General features: G+C 33.4%; 16 protein-coding genes and 2 pseudogenes. 10 read left to right on the top strand and 8 right to left on the bottom strand.

The genetic code is table 11. The annotated features are described in order from the left end of the window. Positions 1 to 108: 108 nt before the first annotated feature. Positions 109 to 459, bottom strand: a complete 351-nt coding sequence (locus OGZ34_RS06075) for an RNA recognition motif domain-containing protein (RefSeq protein ID WP_068844832.1) — start codon at positions 457 to 459, stop codon at positions 109 to 111. 134 nt (positions 460 to 593) lie between these two features. Then, positions 594 to 1076: a DUF6252 family protein gene (locus tag OGZ34_RS06070; protein ID WP_173964859.1), complete on the bottom strand. Its 483-nt coding sequence runs from the start codon at positions 1074 to 1076 to the stop codon at positions 594 to 596. A 196-nt stretch (positions 1077 to 1272) separates the two neighbouring features. Here OGZ34_RS06070 and OGZ34_RS06065 point away from each other — a divergent pair, with 196 nt between their 5' ends. From OGZ34_RS06065 to OGZ34_RS06055, 3 genes are all read left to right on the top strand, one after another. Then, the gene (locus OGZ34_RS06065) at positions 1273 to 1845 is read left to right on the top strand and encodes a 30S ribosomal protein S16 (RefSeq protein WP_173964860.1); all 573 of its coding nucleotides are present in this window, start codon (positions 1273 to 1275) and stop codon (positions 1843 to 1845) included. Between the two features lie 15 nt (positions 1846 to 1860). Beyond that, on the top strand, positions 1861 to 2385 hold the full coding sequence (rimM, locus tag OGZ34_RS06060; RefSeq protein WP_263362445.1) for a ribosome maturation factor RimM: 525 nt from the start codon (positions 1861 to 1863) through the stop codon (positions 2383 to 2385). A 134-nt stretch (positions 2386 to 2519) separates the two neighbouring features. After that, positions 2520 to 3227: a tRNA1(Val) (adenine(37)-N6)-methyltransferase gene (locus OGZ34_RS06055; protein WP_173964862.1), complete on the top strand. Its 708-nt coding sequence runs from the start codon at positions 2520 to 2522 to the stop codon at positions 3225 to 3227. Positions 3228 to 3231: 4 nt separating this feature from the next. On the opposite strand, the gene OGZ34_RS06050 is transcribed toward OGZ34_RS06055, so the two are convergent. From OGZ34_RS06050 to OGZ34_RS06040, 3 genes are read right to left on the bottom strand one after another with little or no spacing between them, the layout of a single operon-like run. Further along, positions 3232 to 4476, bottom strand: coding sequence for a carboxypeptidase-like regulatory domain-containing protein (locus tag OGZ34_RS06050; RefSeq protein ID WP_263362443.1), 1245 nt, complete (start codon positions 4474 to 4476; stop codon positions 3232 to 3234). A gap of 38 nt (positions 4477 to 4514) precedes the next feature. Next, entirely contained in the window at positions 4515 to 5807 is a 1293-nt protein-coding gene (locus tag OGZ34_RS06045; protein ID WP_263362442.1) for an HlyD family secretion protein, read from the bottom strand. 3 nt (positions 5808 to 5810) lie between these two features. Further along, complete coding sequence (locus OGZ34_RS06040) at positions 5811 to 8003, bottom strand: peptidase domain-containing ABC transporter (protein ID WP_263362441.1); 2193 nt, start codon at positions 8001 to 8003, stop codon at positions 5811 to 5813. Between the two features lie 769 nt (positions 8004 to 8772). On the opposite strand from OGZ34_RS06040, the gene OGZ34_RS06035 reads away from it, so the two are divergent. Then, the gene (locus OGZ34_RS06035; RefSeq protein WP_263362440.1) at positions 8773 to 9030 is read left to right on the top strand and encodes a hypothetical protein; all 258 of its coding nucleotides are present in this window, start codon (positions 8773 to 8775) and stop codon (positions 9028 to 9030) included. Positions 9031 to 9162: 132 nt separating this feature from the next. Here the strand turns inward: OGZ34_RS06035 and OGZ34_RS06030 are convergent, their stop codons facing one another. Then, positions 9163 to 10725 (bottom strand): vitamin K epoxide reductase family protein, encoded by a 1563-nt coding sequence (locus OGZ34_RS06030; RefSeq protein ID WP_173965287.1) that lies wholly within the window; start codon positions 10723 to 10725, stop codon positions 9163 to 9165. 260 nt (positions 10726 to 10985) lie between these two features. Here OGZ34_RS06030 and OGZ34_RS06025 point away from each other — a divergent pair, with 260 nt between their 5' ends. The 6 genes from OGZ34_RS06025 to OGZ34_RS06000 are packed head-to-tail and all read left to right on the top strand — an operon-like array spanning position 10986 to position 11942. Further along, positions 10986 to 11123, top strand: a complete 138-nt coding sequence (locus tag OGZ34_RS06025) for an rSAM-modified peptide (protein WP_173965288.1) — start codon at positions 10986 to 10988, stop codon at positions 11121 to 11123. An 18-nt stretch (positions 11124 to 11141) separates the two neighbouring features. Next, positions 11142 to 11282, top strand: coding sequence for an rSAM-modified peptide (locus OGZ34_RS06020; RefSeq protein WP_173965289.1), 141 nt, complete (start codon positions 11142 to 11144; stop codon positions 11280 to 11282). A gap of 20 nt (positions 11283 to 11302) precedes the next feature. Next, positions 11303 to 11464, top strand: a complete 162-nt coding sequence (locus OGZ34_RS06015) for an rSAM-modified peptide (RefSeq protein ID WP_263362439.1) — start codon at positions 11303 to 11305, stop codon at positions 11462 to 11464. Positions 11465 to 11484: 20 nt separating this feature from the next. Further along, entirely contained in the window at positions 11485 to 11646 is a 162-nt protein-coding gene (locus OGZ34_RS06010) for an rSAM-modified peptide (RefSeq protein ID WP_263362438.1), read from the top strand. 20 nt (positions 11647 to 11666) lie between these two features. After that, positions 11667 to 11804, top strand: coding sequence for an rSAM-modified peptide (locus OGZ34_RS06005; protein WP_173965291.1), 138 nt, complete (start codon positions 11667 to 11669; stop codon positions 11802 to 11804). 18 nt (positions 11805 to 11822) lie between these two features. Next, positions 11823 to 11942 (top strand): rSAM-modified peptide, encoded by a 120-nt coding sequence (locus OGZ34_RS06000; protein ID WP_263362437.1) that lies wholly within the window; start codon positions 11823 to 11825, stop codon positions 11940 to 11942. 12 nt (positions 11943 to 11954) lie between these two features. Here the strand turns inward: OGZ34_RS06000 and OGZ34_RS22395 are convergent. Beyond that, positions 11955 to 12197 (bottom strand): annotated as a pseudogene (locus tag OGZ34_RS22395) (helix-turn-helix domain-containing protein); the annotation flags it as partial. A gap of 588 nt (positions 12198 to 12785) precedes the next feature. Next, positions 12786 to 12875 (bottom strand): annotated as a pseudogene (locus OGZ34_RS22390) (hypothetical protein); the annotation flags it as partial. Positions 12876 to 13147 lie beyond the last annotated feature (272 nt).

Here is a 13147-nt window from a genome sequence, read left to right as displayed (position 1 = left end):
TGTTTCAAGTTTCAAAGTTTCAGGTTGTTGGAACTGAAACTTTGAAACTTGAAACAAAAAAAAGGGATCAACGCAAGTTGATCCCTTTTATATATTTAGAAAAAAATATTAATATCCTCCTCTGTTACCACCACGGTCATTTCCACCACGGTTGTTTCCGTAACCTCCGCGAGAATCACCTCCACGGTTGTTATTGAAGCTTCTTCTCTCACCTTCAGGTTTCGGCTCAGATTTATTAACTACAATTGCACGACCTTGAACAGTAGCTCCGTTCAATTCATCAATTGCTTTTTGAGCTTCAGCATCGTTTGGCATCTCAACAAAACCAAAACCTTTGCTTCTTCCTGTAAATTTATCAGTAATGATTTTAACTGAATCTACTGCTCCGTAAGCCTCGAAAGACTCTCTTAAATCTGCTTCCTCAATACTGAATGGAAGGCTTCCAACAAAAATGTTCATATGTACTTATTTATAATAATGTAGCAAATGTAGTCTTATTTTTCTGTAATCTACTATATATTAGTTTATTTATGCTTTTATTTTGATTTAAAAAAATAGAAATCAACAAAACCAAACTGTCACAAATTAAAATTCTAATTCTCAAATGTTGTCGAAATTGGAATTTTGTAAAAAACACCTTCTGTAAAACTAACTTTTGGTTTTTCGGTATCCTTTTCATCCTCATTCCATGCATTAAACTTAAAAGTTCCTGAAATAGTTCTGTTCTCTGCGTTAAATTCAGTAATCACAATTTGCCCATCTCCTTTATTTGTTCCTGTAGAAAACCGAGATGATTTCGAATCTTGCATATTTAAGTAAGTTGCGGTCGTACTATTATCACGCCCCAAAATGTAAGTTTGTGCTGTTGAACCCGATACTTTTAAAACTACTTTTTCAAATCCGAGATCACCTTCAATAACAAAACTACCATTCGCACCACTAGTCGCTTTATAAGTCGTCGCACGCCAAAATACATTCTCTTTTAGGCTTTGAAAAGCAGGATTATTAAATTTTACGTCTTCTGAACAGGAGGAAACGATAAAAAGCAGCAATACTAAAGAAACTATTTTTTTCATATCACAGTGAATTTGAGGCAAAAGTACCTCATTTAAGATAATTATTTAAAAAATGAAGTCAAAAAGGGCAAAAAAGCTCTAGAAATACACCCGAGATGTATTTAATATGATTTCGAACGTATAATTCATAAAAAAATTATATCTTTGCGCCCTTAATTAATAGGGGTCGAGTACCTCAAAATTTAATCATACGATTATGTCAGTAAAAATTAGATTACAAAGACACGGTAAAAAAGGAAAACCTTTTTACTGGGTTGTAGCTGCAGATGCACGCTCAAAAAGAGATGGTAAATACTTAGAGAAAATCGGTACTTACAATCCAAACACAAACCCGGCAACTATCGACTTAAACCTTGATAGCGCAGTTAAATGGTTACACAATGGTGCACAACCAACTGATACTGCTAGAGCAATTCTTTCTTACAAAGGTGCTTTATTGAAACACCACCTTGATGGAGGTATTCGTAAAGGAGCTTTAACTCAAGAGCAAGCTGACGCTAAATTAGCTGCTTGGTTAGAAGCTAAATCTGGAAAAGTTGATGCTAAAAAAGACGGTTTAACAAAAGCGCAAGCTGATGTTAAAGCTAAAGCTTTAAAAGCAGAACAAGAAGTTAACGCTAAACGTTTAGCTGCTGCAGCTCAAGCTGAAGCTGATGCTATCGCTGCTGCAACTCCTGCAGTTGAAGAAGAAGTTACTGAAGTTGAAGCTGATGCTACAGCTGAAGAAGCTCCTGCTGCTGAAGAGAATAACGAAACAACTGAAGCATAATTTTAGCCAGCGAGAATGCGTAAAGAAGAATGTTTTTATTTAGGTAAAATCGCTAAAAAATTTAGTTTCAAAGGTGAAGTTCTGGCTTATTTAGACACGGACGAACCTGAGTTATACGAAAATCTGGAATCAGTGTTTGTTGAATGCAACAAACACTTGGTTCCTTTTTTTATTGAAACAAGTTCTTTGCACAAAAACGATTTCTTAAGAATTCGTTTTGAAGACGTAAACACAGAAGAAGATGCAGATGCCCTGCTTGGTAATGCAATCTATCTTCCTTTAAGTATGTTGCCAAAACTTTCCGGCAACAAGTTTTATTTCCACGAAGTAATCGGTTTTGAAATCGAAGACCAACGTTTAGGCGTTTTTGGAAAAATCGCTGCCGTAAATGACACGACAGCACAACCTCTTTTTGAAGTTTTGAATGGCGAAGTCGAAATGTTAATTCCGATGATCGATCAATTCCTTGTAAAAATAGACCGTGATAACAAAAAGGTCATTATGAATTTACCCGAAGGATTGGTAGAAATGTACCTTTGATTAGATTGTTAAACTAACTTAGATTTTTAGACTATTTTAGATTTCAAATCTACTTCGATCTACAATTAAAAGTCTTGTCATCCTTATTACCCAATCTGAAATTAAAAATCGTTAATCTTCAATCACAAATCAAGATGTTTCAATTCAAACAATTTTCAGTTCTACAAGACAAAACCGCTATGAAAGTGGGTACAGATGGTGTTTTACTGGGCGCTTGGGCACCAATAAATCATAATCCGTTTAGCATTTTAGACATTGGAGCCGGAACCGGAGTTATTGCTTTAATGTTGGCACAACGCACTCCTGCAGAGCAGATCGACGCACTTGAAATTGATGAAGATGCCTACGAACAGGCTGTTGATAATTTCGAAAACTCGCCGTGGGGAGACCGTTTATTTTGTTTTCATGCCGGATTAGATGAATTTATTGAAGAACCGGAAGACGAATACGATTTGATTGTTTCAAATCCTCCATTTTATTCCGAAAATTACAAAACTGAAAATGAACAGCGCGATCTGGCACGTTTTCAGGACGCAATGCCTTTTGAAGAATTAATAGAAGCCGCAGATTTATTGCTTTCAGAAAACGGAATTTTTGCGGTAATTCTTCCCCATAAAGAGGAAGAAAATTTCATTGCCTTAGCCAAAGAATCAGAATTATATCCTATCAAAATCACAAGGGTAAAAGGCACTCCAACATCAGAAATCAAAAGAAGCCTAATTGCTTTTAGCCGAAATGAAATCCCGGAAACAGAGACAAATGAATTAACAATCGAAATCGAAAGACATGTCTATACTCCGGAATACATTGAACTAACTAAAGATTTTTACCTGAAGATGTAATTATTCAAAACTCCAATTTTTTACTCTCGAGAATCAAATTATTATTCTTCCAATATTCCACATCTTCATTAACTTTTACATCTAATTTCAAACGATCAATAGGACGTTTTATAACCGATACATTTTCTGTAATAATATCTTCAGACATTAAGTCATAATTAGAATTTACAGTACTTATTTGTTTTTTAGCCACTAATGAATAATAATTGCTTTCCACTTTTTCATTACAATAGTTAATAAAATAGCGTCCATTGACATTTTTATAGGTTTGCGTGATCTTCAATGAAGACTCTATCCAAATATCGTCACTATCATTCGATCTGTCTCTCTTTAAAACTACATACTGCTCAAATTTTACAATTGCAAAAGAATCGGTTTCGATGTAAATAAAACCAATAGCAGATTTTGGAGCAGGGTTTCCAAAACCGGTAGAAAAAACTGTCGGATTCAGATTTGTAAAACTTATTACATAGACATTTTTACCGCCATAAGTTGTTGTTCCTTCTTTCTTTAATTCGAAATCTTTTGTTTCGTAAAGCAAATTCTGATTGCTCAGCATTATGTTTCTAAAAATTACAACTCCAAAATACCCTATTCCTTTCCAGTTTTCAATGGTTTCTGTGTTCAGTTTTTTTCTAAACTGCAATATTTCCCCAAAATAATTAGCTGCTGCATCATCTGAAACTTTCACTCCATTTGGGCTGTAGGTATTAATTGACGCCTCTTCATTTATTACAGCAATGCCATCTTTATTGGTCTGAGACCTAAAAAAGAATTTCTGATTAAATGGTTTTTGATAATAATTATTTTCAATATTTGCTCTTGCCTTTTGTAAAATTGTCGCTGCAGATAAGGTTTTGGATTTCTTTTTAGAAGAAACAACGACCGTCTCATTCAATGAAACCTGAGCATTTGCTTCTCTGTCTAATTTTATATGCAGTTGTTCGCTTTGCAACTTTTCAAGTTGAGAAACCATGATTGTATCTGAAAGATATCCTAAAGCCGAAATAATCAATCTGTCATTAAAACTTCCTTTAGAAATATTAAATTGAAAATTTCCTTCTGAGTTTGAAACCACACTTTTGTTGCAATTAAGAAGATAAAGATCTGCATTTACTATCATCGCATCTGATTTTGAATCTTTAACCGTTCCAGAAATACTAAACGAATCATATAAATTTTTCGCTTTTTGCGCATACAAGACCGTTTGCAACAATAGAAACACTATCACAACTGTTTGTTTAATCATTATTTTTAACTGCATTATTTTTCACTAATCGTTACAACTTAAACCTGCTCAAAAATACTTTTAAACTGATATAGAATCCTCTCTATTAAACGCAGATCTTCGGTTACAATTTCGGCAGTTCCTTTCATTTCCTGCTGAAAAACAATTTGTTTCTTATAGGACGTTTCCAATCCGTTTAGAAGTGCTACGTCCAATAGTAAATTTCCATCTTTATCCGGAACCAGAGAAATATTTCGAATCCTTCCTTTTAACACTCCAAACTCCCTGTCTGGAAAATTTGCTAATCGAATGTTCACCATCTGTCCTACTTTTATTTTTCCCGAATTTAATGCCGGTGCCTTCACCTTACCTACAAAACCATTTTTAGTATCGGGAATAATCGAAAAAACATTATCACCAACACTGATGGTTTGGTTCTCTGTCCATACCTGTAGAAAAGTAACCACTCCGCTTACAGATGATTTTAAAGCATAGGCCAGCTCCCAGTCTTTTATTACTTTTTTAAGCTGATAAAAAGACTGCGCCATATTCCTCCCTAAAGTAACTTCTTCTTTAGTACCGCTGATTTGTGAGTTTTGACTCAATTTAGTATTGGTAATTAAAGCCGATTTTAACTGAGAAATGGAAGACAAAAGGGTTCTATAATTTTTTTGCGCCTGGAGATATCCCAGTTTTTTAGCCTCCATTTCCTGTGCAGAGATGATTCCTTTATTGAATAAGGTTTCGAATCTTGCAATTTCATTTTTCTGAAGCTGTAGTTCGCTTTCGTTAATTACCTTTTGCTCCTGCAAAATTTCCAATCTGTCTTTGATCTGAACTTTTTCAGATACCTGCGCCCGGTTTTCGACTTCAAAAGGCTGTAAATTTTTATTTAGCTGTTCTGCCTGATAGTCTTTCTGAAAAACAGCAAAAGCACTTTCAATCTCTCCCAACTGAGTGTTTTTTAACAATTCAAAAGGAAAGGCTTTTTTAGGATCATTGACATTATAGTCTTCAACAATTTTTTCCAGTAAAAACACATCTTTATAATTGGCCGTATTTTCAATGATAGCAAGTGTGCTGTTTTTTGAAACAATAGATTTGTCTTTTACCAGAATCGCCTCAATACGGCCCGAAGATTTAGAAACTATTTTCTCCGGAGGGATATTGGTTGTAATTACAATCTGGGTAGTAACAACATCAGGATATTTGACAAACCAGGACACGAAAAAAAGCATAGAAATGATAACGAATATAAGCACTGTGCCCCAACGAATCATCCAATGTGGCACCTTAGTAAGGATGTCCTGAACTTCTTCACTTCTTAGTTCAAATGTAGTATCTTCTGCCATGATTTAATTTCCTAATTGCAATTGATTCTTAACCAGTTCAAAATAATTCCCTTTTTGCTCTACCAAAACAGAATGACTGCCAATTTCGATAATTTTTCCTTTGTCTAAAACTACGATTTGATCAGCATTCATAACAGTACTTAAACGATGCGCAATAACCACAACGGTTTTGTCCTTAAAGAAAATATCCAGTTTTTGCATTATTTCTTTTTCATTGTTTGCATCTAATGCCGAAGTGGCTTCGTCAAAAAACAGTATTTCCGGATTTTTATAAACCGCCCTGGCAATTAACAAACGTTGTTTTTGTCCGGCACTCATTCCTAATCCTTCACCTCCAATTTTTGTATTGTATCCTAGCGGTAAGCCCGTAATGTATTCTTTTATGTTGGCTACATCAGCGGCATAAACCAATCGTTCTTTATCAACTTTATCAACGCCAATTGCGATGTTATTAGCGATGGTGTCACTAAAAATAAAGCCTTCTTGCATGACGGCACCAATATTAGATCGCCAGGCCTTTTGTGAGATATTTTTCAATTGTGCATTTCCGATGTTCACCTCACCTTTTTCAGGCTCATAGAATTTCAACAGCAGCTTCATCAATGTCGTTTTTCCGCTTCCGCTCACTCCTACTATTGCCGTTACTTTGTTAGCGGGAATTTTCAGCGTTAAATCCTCCAGAACTGGTATATCAGAACCTAAATATCGATAGGAAAGGTTATTAATATCAATATCTGAATCAAAAGGAACATCACTCGTCTGATAGACTTCTTGCTGCGTTTCGTCTTCTTTCTCATGAATTTCAGATAATCTGGCCAATGATATTTTGGCATCCTGAAGTTCTCTGACGAATTCGATCAATTGGGTAATTGGTCCATTTAAACTTCCCACTATCGAGCTAATAGCCAACATCATTCCCAGTGTGATCGACCCATCGATTACCAATTTTGCGGAAAGAAATATAATGAATATGTTTTTTAGCTCGTTGATTACCGAAGAACCTATAGTTTGTGTTTGCTCCAGAACCAAGCCTTTTATCGAAACTCTAAAAAGTCTCGCCTGTATATATTCCCATCCCCAGCGCTTTTGTTTCTCGGCATTATGAAGCTTAATTTCCTGCATTCCATTAATAAGCTCCATCACTTTACTTTGCTCACTGGAAACTTCGGCAAAACGTTTGTAATCCAGCACTTCCCTTCTTTTTAAGAATAAAGTAATCCATCCAAAATAAAGCACGCTGCCTGCAAAAAACACAAAAAAGATCTTCAGGTTAAAGTAAGCCAAAACGCCTCCCATAACAAACATATTTATTGTTGAAAACAAGACATTTAGTGACGATGTGGTTAGAATTTTTTCAATCCTGTGATGATCGTTAATTCGTTGCATAATATCCCCTGTCATTCGAACGTCGAAAAACGAGATGGGCAGATTCATTAATTTTATAAAGAAATCAGAGATTAGCGAAATGTTTATCCGGGTCGAAAGATGTAGTAATATCCAGCTTCGGATAAGCTCCAAACCTGTTCTTCCGGCAAAGAGAAATAGTTGCGCAAAAAGAATCAGATAAATAAAGTGAATGTTCTGATTTTGAATCCCAACATCAACAATACTTTGGGTTAAAAACGGAAAAATAAGCTGCAGTAGCGTACTTGCCAGCAACCCTATACTAAGCTGTATTAAAAATGATTTGTACCGAAGCACGTATTGTGACAACAAACCAAATCCGAGTCCGCGATTGTCTTCTTTATCAAAATCCGACTGAAAAAATTTAGGAGTCGCTTCAATCAATAATGCTATTCCTTCCTGAGTAGATTCATTTGCATTGTTTCCGATCCAAAATTTAATAAAATCCTCTTTATTGTATTCAATCAAGCCAAAAGCAGGATCGGAAATATAGTAAGTATTTTTTTTAATTTTATAGAGTACTACATAGTGATTTTTGTTCCAGTGCAGAACACAAGGCAATGGAGCCTCTTCTAATCTTTCCAGATTTAATTTTACACCTAAAGTTCTAAAACCAATTTTCTCTGCCGCATCACTCAAAAAAAGCAAGTTACTTCCTTCACGAGTTGTTTCGCTGATGTCTCTCAACTCCTGGATGTTGATCGTTTTACCGTAATGTTTCGCTATTATTTTTAAACATGTTGGGCCACAATCTTTATAATCGGCCTGCTTATAATTGGTGAATTTTTTCAATTTAATTTAGAGTTAATCATTTTATGCACAAATAACCTTGTCATTCTTCCTCTTACAAAAATATAATATTTATACACCAAAAATTCGTAATTAATTGTTTTTCCTTTTGATTTATAGTTAAAAAAACTCAATCCGCTTTAAAAGATGAGATTAGTAAAATCATTCGTACCAGATCTAAAACTACTCCTCCCAATCTATCTTCTCAATTTACAAATAGGAGTGTAACAACATTTGCTCCGGTTGCATCATAAAAAAATGATCTGTTTTGTTACTTTCTCCTTCACTTTTTTTTCGAACAACCATCCTTTATCAATATTAAACCAATTAAATCATTAAAAGCTTTTCTTTTCCATTTTTTTTTAATCTACATCAATATAACTATCAATTCTACATTTCAGTTAATCAGATCTCTATTTTTTACTCCCTCCGTTGATTATAGGAATACATTTAAAATACTGAAACAGAAAATAAACTGAACGTACTATGGTCAACCAAAAAAAAACAGAGAAGAAATTAATCTTCTCTGTTAGAGTATTTAAAAACATATTTATTAGAAATACAATTTCTTTAGGACATGGCACTGGTTAACCCTAACCAATTAAAATCAACTCAGTGACCAATTTCCTAAGAATCCCTACACCAATCATCAATGTGGGGAAATTTGCTCAATGTTCCACGATCGAGCGCCTACAAATTAAAAAAAACATGACTAAATTCTAAAAAAGGCTATTTCGTACTTCTATTAAAACGCTAAAAATTAATATCAAAAGTGACTTACGTCATTTTTTATTCTTCTTTACTACAATTTCAGGCATTCTATAAACCGGAGTTTGTTTCTATCTCCTTATTACCAAACGCTCTTCAACGAAGTAAGAACTACAAACAATCCGGAAGTACTGCCGGTATTGTACCATTTGAACAAATCGAATCACACGCTACAAGAGTTGTGGAGCCTTTACCCGGGCAAACACAACATTTCTTTGGCGAATTAATCGGTTGGCCTCCCACCATACCTTTTTGCTCGTAAGCACTTAGCTTTTGAGCACCTTCTAAGTTTAAAATAATTTTTAACATAACTAAAGGTTTTTGTTTTTGAATTCGCACCTCAGTCATTTTAAGACAGCTGAAGTTTCTGTCTGTTGTCACTATTTTTTAAATATCACGCCGTTTTTTCCAAAACAATCGTTTCTTTCTCTTCAATATAATCGTTCAGAAAATATTTTAGTTCACCCAGTTCATATTCTGCCGGAAAAACTTTATCGTTCACAATCTTAACAGGTGTATAATTAAAATCATTTTTAGAACACCATTCATATTGTTTGTTTATTTCCTGGCTTATCATCATACTTACGGAATCGACATGCCATTTTTTCAACCATTTTTTAAGACTCATATTTTTAATATGCCAGTCTGAGATAGCTTCAACTGTTTTTCCCGGTGTAGATCTGTTTATTGTTAAAAGTCTTTCGACAACCGCTTTATATGGATTTTCGATATTTTCCGGGTTCACGTTGAACAATACATTCAGATATATTTTATCCGGAAACCTCAACACTAAATCAAATGCTTCCTGAAATGTTTTATGACAATGTGCACAACTAGGACTAATAATTACTGATAATCTAACGGCCGCATTTCTATTTCCAAAATTCAATCCTCTTAAGTCGTCGAGTCCATTTATGTGAGGTACTTTTTTAGACAAGAAATTCAATAAAGAATAATTTCTTTTAAACTTCTTCATCTCCTTAAGCGAATTTTCAGTTCCCAAAACATTAGTTATAATTGTTTTCAAAACCATCCAAATAGGAACTAAAAGTACCAGTGAGAACACGAATGGAAAGATTTCAGCAAAACTAAAACTCAACGTAAACAGATCTGAAGCAAACCATATAACACTTTGTACAAAAATCAAAGAAGACACCATTAAACACATTACACACCATCTTTGAATCTCAAATTTTTGAATCCAAATCGAGGATACTATAACCGGTATGGCCAGTAAGCTTAAAAAACCAACAAAAATTGATGACTCTACTGGTTTAACCAAAATTGCAATCAAGCTGGCTCCAAAGAACATTAATGGCAGGTCTGGAAAGCTAATCCATTTACTTTCATTTCCTTCCTTGTTATTGAGAACAGAACTACAGGAAGAGTTTGAACTCAAATTGCAAAGTTTCGAGACAACACTATTCTTGAATCCTAATTTTTCCTGAACAATAAAAACACTTACAATAAACCCTAAAATTGATGTCACTAAAAAAACAACACTAAATAAACTGTAAGTATTATAAAAAAATGACAATCCAACTAGCAATAAAAGCGGCAAACCATATTTCAACCAACTGAATTCAACTTTTAAATTTTCTTTTGCAACAACATTGTTTGGTTCGATTGCAACGATAACTCCATTCCAGTCTAATAAAAACTTTTCATACGCCATTTTATGACTTCCTTTTTTCACTGTATTGATACGAACAAAATTTTTTGCCTTTTCAACCAATATTAACTCTTCTTTGAAATAAGCCAAAAAATTTGAAGGCAAATCTACTATTTGCTCTTTCGGAACTCTTATCGCAGCATTCTCTACAGACAGTAAATCCAGAGAATCTGTTATCGCAAATAAACTAGGATAATTTGGATGAGAAAGAAACAAATCTTTAAACTCATTTTTAATCTCCGAGTACTTGTTTATTTGTAGAAATTTTTGGACAAGTTTTAACATCTTTTCGAGTCTTTAAAATCATAATTACACTGCAAATATTGTTGTTTTTATTGAGAAAAAAACGCTAGTAGTACACATTTTATTAATTATACTACATACAATTTATAAATTATATCAGTCTGAATAAAACAACCAAATCCTTTATTATCAAGACGTTAAGTAAAAAATACTTTGTCAAAAACCCAAAAAACCCCATTCTCGATTAAGCGTTTTCCTTTTTGTCTAGTTTTGATATATCAATAATCCTAATACAAACAATCATGACAAATCAAGCACAAAAATTCGAAGATTTTCAATTAGAAAAACTATCCAATAAAGAGCAAAAAACTATTCAGGGAGGAGATGAATCTAATGTTCTTAGTGACACAATTAGAGGGAATGGAAAAGGGTCTAATTAATAAATTAAATCTAACAAAATGGCAAATAAAAAATTAAATATCGAAGATTTTACAAATAACACTCTTTCGAAAAAAGAACAAAAAACTGTTAGAGGAGGAGGAGACGAATCTTGTACTCCTGGTGACACAATCAGAGGAAATGGTAAAGGATCTAATTAATCATTAAAAATCTCATAAAAATGGAAACTAAAAAATTAAATATCGAAGATTTCAAAAACAATATACTTTCAAAAAAAGAACAGAAAACTGTTCATGGAGGGGATGAACCTAATATTCCCGGTGAAATAATTGCTGGTATTCCCGGAGACACAATCAGAGGAAATGGTAAAGGATCTAATTAATCACTAAAAATCTCATGAAAATGGAAATTAAAAAATTAAATATCGAAGATTTCAAAAGTAATACACTTTCAAAAAAAGAACAGAAAACTGTTCAAGGAGGGGATGAACCTAATATTTCCGAAGACATAATTACTGGTATTGCTGGTGATACAATTAGAGGAAATGGTAAAGGATCTAATTAACCTTTAAGAATCCGGTAAAAATGAAAAACAAAAAATTAAATTTAGACGATTTTACGAGCACTGCACTTTCAGAAAAAGAACAAAAAACTATTCAAGGAGGCGATGGCGACACAATCAGAGGAAATGGAAAAGGATCTACACAACCAATAAATATTTAAAAAATGAAAACTAAAAAAATGGAATTAGAAAATTTTGGAAACGAAAAATTATCAAAAAAAGAGCAACAAACAATTTGTGGAGGTGACGGTGACACCATCAGAGGAAATGGTAAAGGAAGTAACGCTGAGAATCCTTGATCAACTTGTTTTCTAGATATTATTCGCAAACTGAGCTGGAGACACTCCAGTTCTTTTGCGAAATGATTTAGCAAAAGACACTGCATTTTTAAAGCCTACACTTTCTGCAATTGCCTGAGTTGAATATTTGCGGTACATATGATTCGTAATCATTTCATTAATGACGTAATTAATTTTCAACTCATTTGAGTATTCTCCAAAAGATTTACCAAATCGTTTGTTTACAACATAAGATAAATAAGTGGTATTGGTTTTTATCTTCTTAGCCACATAAGGTAAAGTAAAATCGGCATGTAAATATTCCTGTTTACTTTCTAAGGCCAACAATTTTTCTACAATTTTGTTCTCTTTTGCCTCATCAATACTTAAATTGACATTCTCTTTCTTAAGTTGTACTTCTTCAGAGTCAAGAACAGTCTCCCGTTCTGGTTCCGGTTCATTTTTCTTCTCTAAGTTAGCTTTGAATTCTTCTATTAAAGCATTCATTTTTTTATGCGCTTTATTCTTATCCCGTATGTTCTTTATCAGCAAAAAGACAATCCCTATAAACAAAACAACATAAAATACTTTCAGCGCTTTGTTTAGAAAAACATCATACTTATATTTCTCCTGAATGGTAATCATCTCGTTGGTCAGATCTCCTACTCCAAGTTTATAATTTACCTCTAAAACCTCATCATTTAATTTTGATTCCGATTTTTCATAATTATCCAGGTAAATTTTTGAATGCTTATAAGCCAGTTCAGGCTCTTTACGTATGTTGTAAATTTTTGCCTGATAGTAATTGGACTTCAAATTGTCAACCTGATTCGTTTTAGTTATATCGCCAATCGAGTCTGATTTTTTAAAAAATACCAGTGCTTTATCATACTTCTTAATATTATAATATAAGTCACCCAAGTTATAATTAGTGGTACATAAAATATCGAGCATACTGTTTTGATTGGCCAGATAAATTATATCATAATAGGTTTTCTCAGCATCTTTGTACTCTTTTAGTTCATTATAAATGTTCCCTAAACTTAATTTTGCTACAATTTTATTATCGGGGAAGTTCTGAGAATAACTAATCGTTTTTTGATAAAAATATTTGGCAGAATCAAGTAAAACCTTCTTTTTAGGATCTTTCATATAAAAGCTTTCATATGATCCTGCTAAGCTAAGATTAATGTTACTCTTATTATTTAGATATTGCTGCTTGTTAT

The sequence above is a fragment of the Flavobacterium collinsii genome, assembly GCF_946903285.1.
Classification (GTDB): Bacteria; Bacteroidota; Bacteroidia; order Flavobacteriales; family Flavobacteriaceae; genus Flavobacterium; species Flavobacterium collinsii.
This window is presented reverse-complemented; position numbering and strand designations above follow the sequence as displayed.

Excerpts from the sequence above, each read along its gene's own strand:
- OGZ34_RS06010 (WP_263362438.1), top strand. The coding sequence starts at position 11,485 with ATGGAAATTAAAAAATTAAATATCGAAGATTTCAAAAGTAATACACTT.
- OGZ34_RS06050 (WP_263362443.1), bottom strand. The coding sequence starts at position 4,476 with ATGATTAAACAAACAGTTGTGATAGTGTTTCTATTGTTGCAAACGGTC.
- OGZ34_RS06070 (WP_173964859.1), bottom strand. The coding sequence starts at position 1,076 with ATGAAAAAAATAGTTTCTTTAGTATTGCTGCTTTTTATCGTTTCCTCC.
- OGZ34_RS06055 (WP_173964862.1), top strand. The coding sequence starts at position 2,520 with ATGTTTCAATTCAAACAATTTTCAGTTCTACAAGACAAAACCGCTATG.
- rimM (WP_263362445.1), top strand. The coding sequence starts at position 1,861 with ATGCGTAAAGAAGAATGTTTTTATTTAGGTAAAATCGCTAAAAAATTT.
- OGZ34_RS06030 (WP_173965287.1), bottom strand. The coding sequence starts at position 10,725 with ATGTTAAAACTTGTCCAAAAATTTCTACAAATAAACAAGTACTCGGAG.
- OGZ34_RS06025 (WP_173965288.1), top strand. The coding sequence starts at position 10,986 with ATGACAAATCAAGCACAAAAATTCGAAGATTTTCAATTAGAAAAACTA.
- OGZ34_RS06065 (WP_173964860.1), top strand. The coding sequence starts at position 1,273 with ATGTCAGTAAAAATTAGATTACAAAGACACGGTAAAAAAGGAAAACCT.
- OGZ34_RS06045 (WP_263362442.1), bottom strand. The coding sequence starts at position 5,807 with ATGGCAGAAGATACTACATTTGAACTAAGAAGTGAAGAAGTTCAGGAC.
- OGZ34_RS06020 (WP_173965289.1), top strand. The coding sequence starts at position 11,142 with ATGGCAAATAAAAAATTAAATATCGAAGATTTTACAAATAACACTCTT.
- OGZ34_RS06075 (WP_068844832.1), bottom strand. The coding sequence starts at position 459 with ATGAACATTTTTGTTGGAAGCCTTCCATTCAGTATTGAGGAAGCAGAT.
- OGZ34_RS06000 (WP_263362437.1), top strand. The coding sequence starts at position 11,823 with ATGGAATTAGAAAATTTTGGAAACGAAAAATTATCAAAAAAAGAGCAA.
- OGZ34_RS06005 (WP_173965291.1), top strand. The coding sequence starts at position 11,667 with ATGAAAAACAAAAAATTAAATTTAGACGATTTTACGAGCACTGCACTT.
- OGZ34_RS06015 (WP_263362439.1), top strand. The coding sequence starts at position 11,303 with ATGGAAACTAAAAAATTAAATATCGAAGATTTCAAAAACAATATACTT.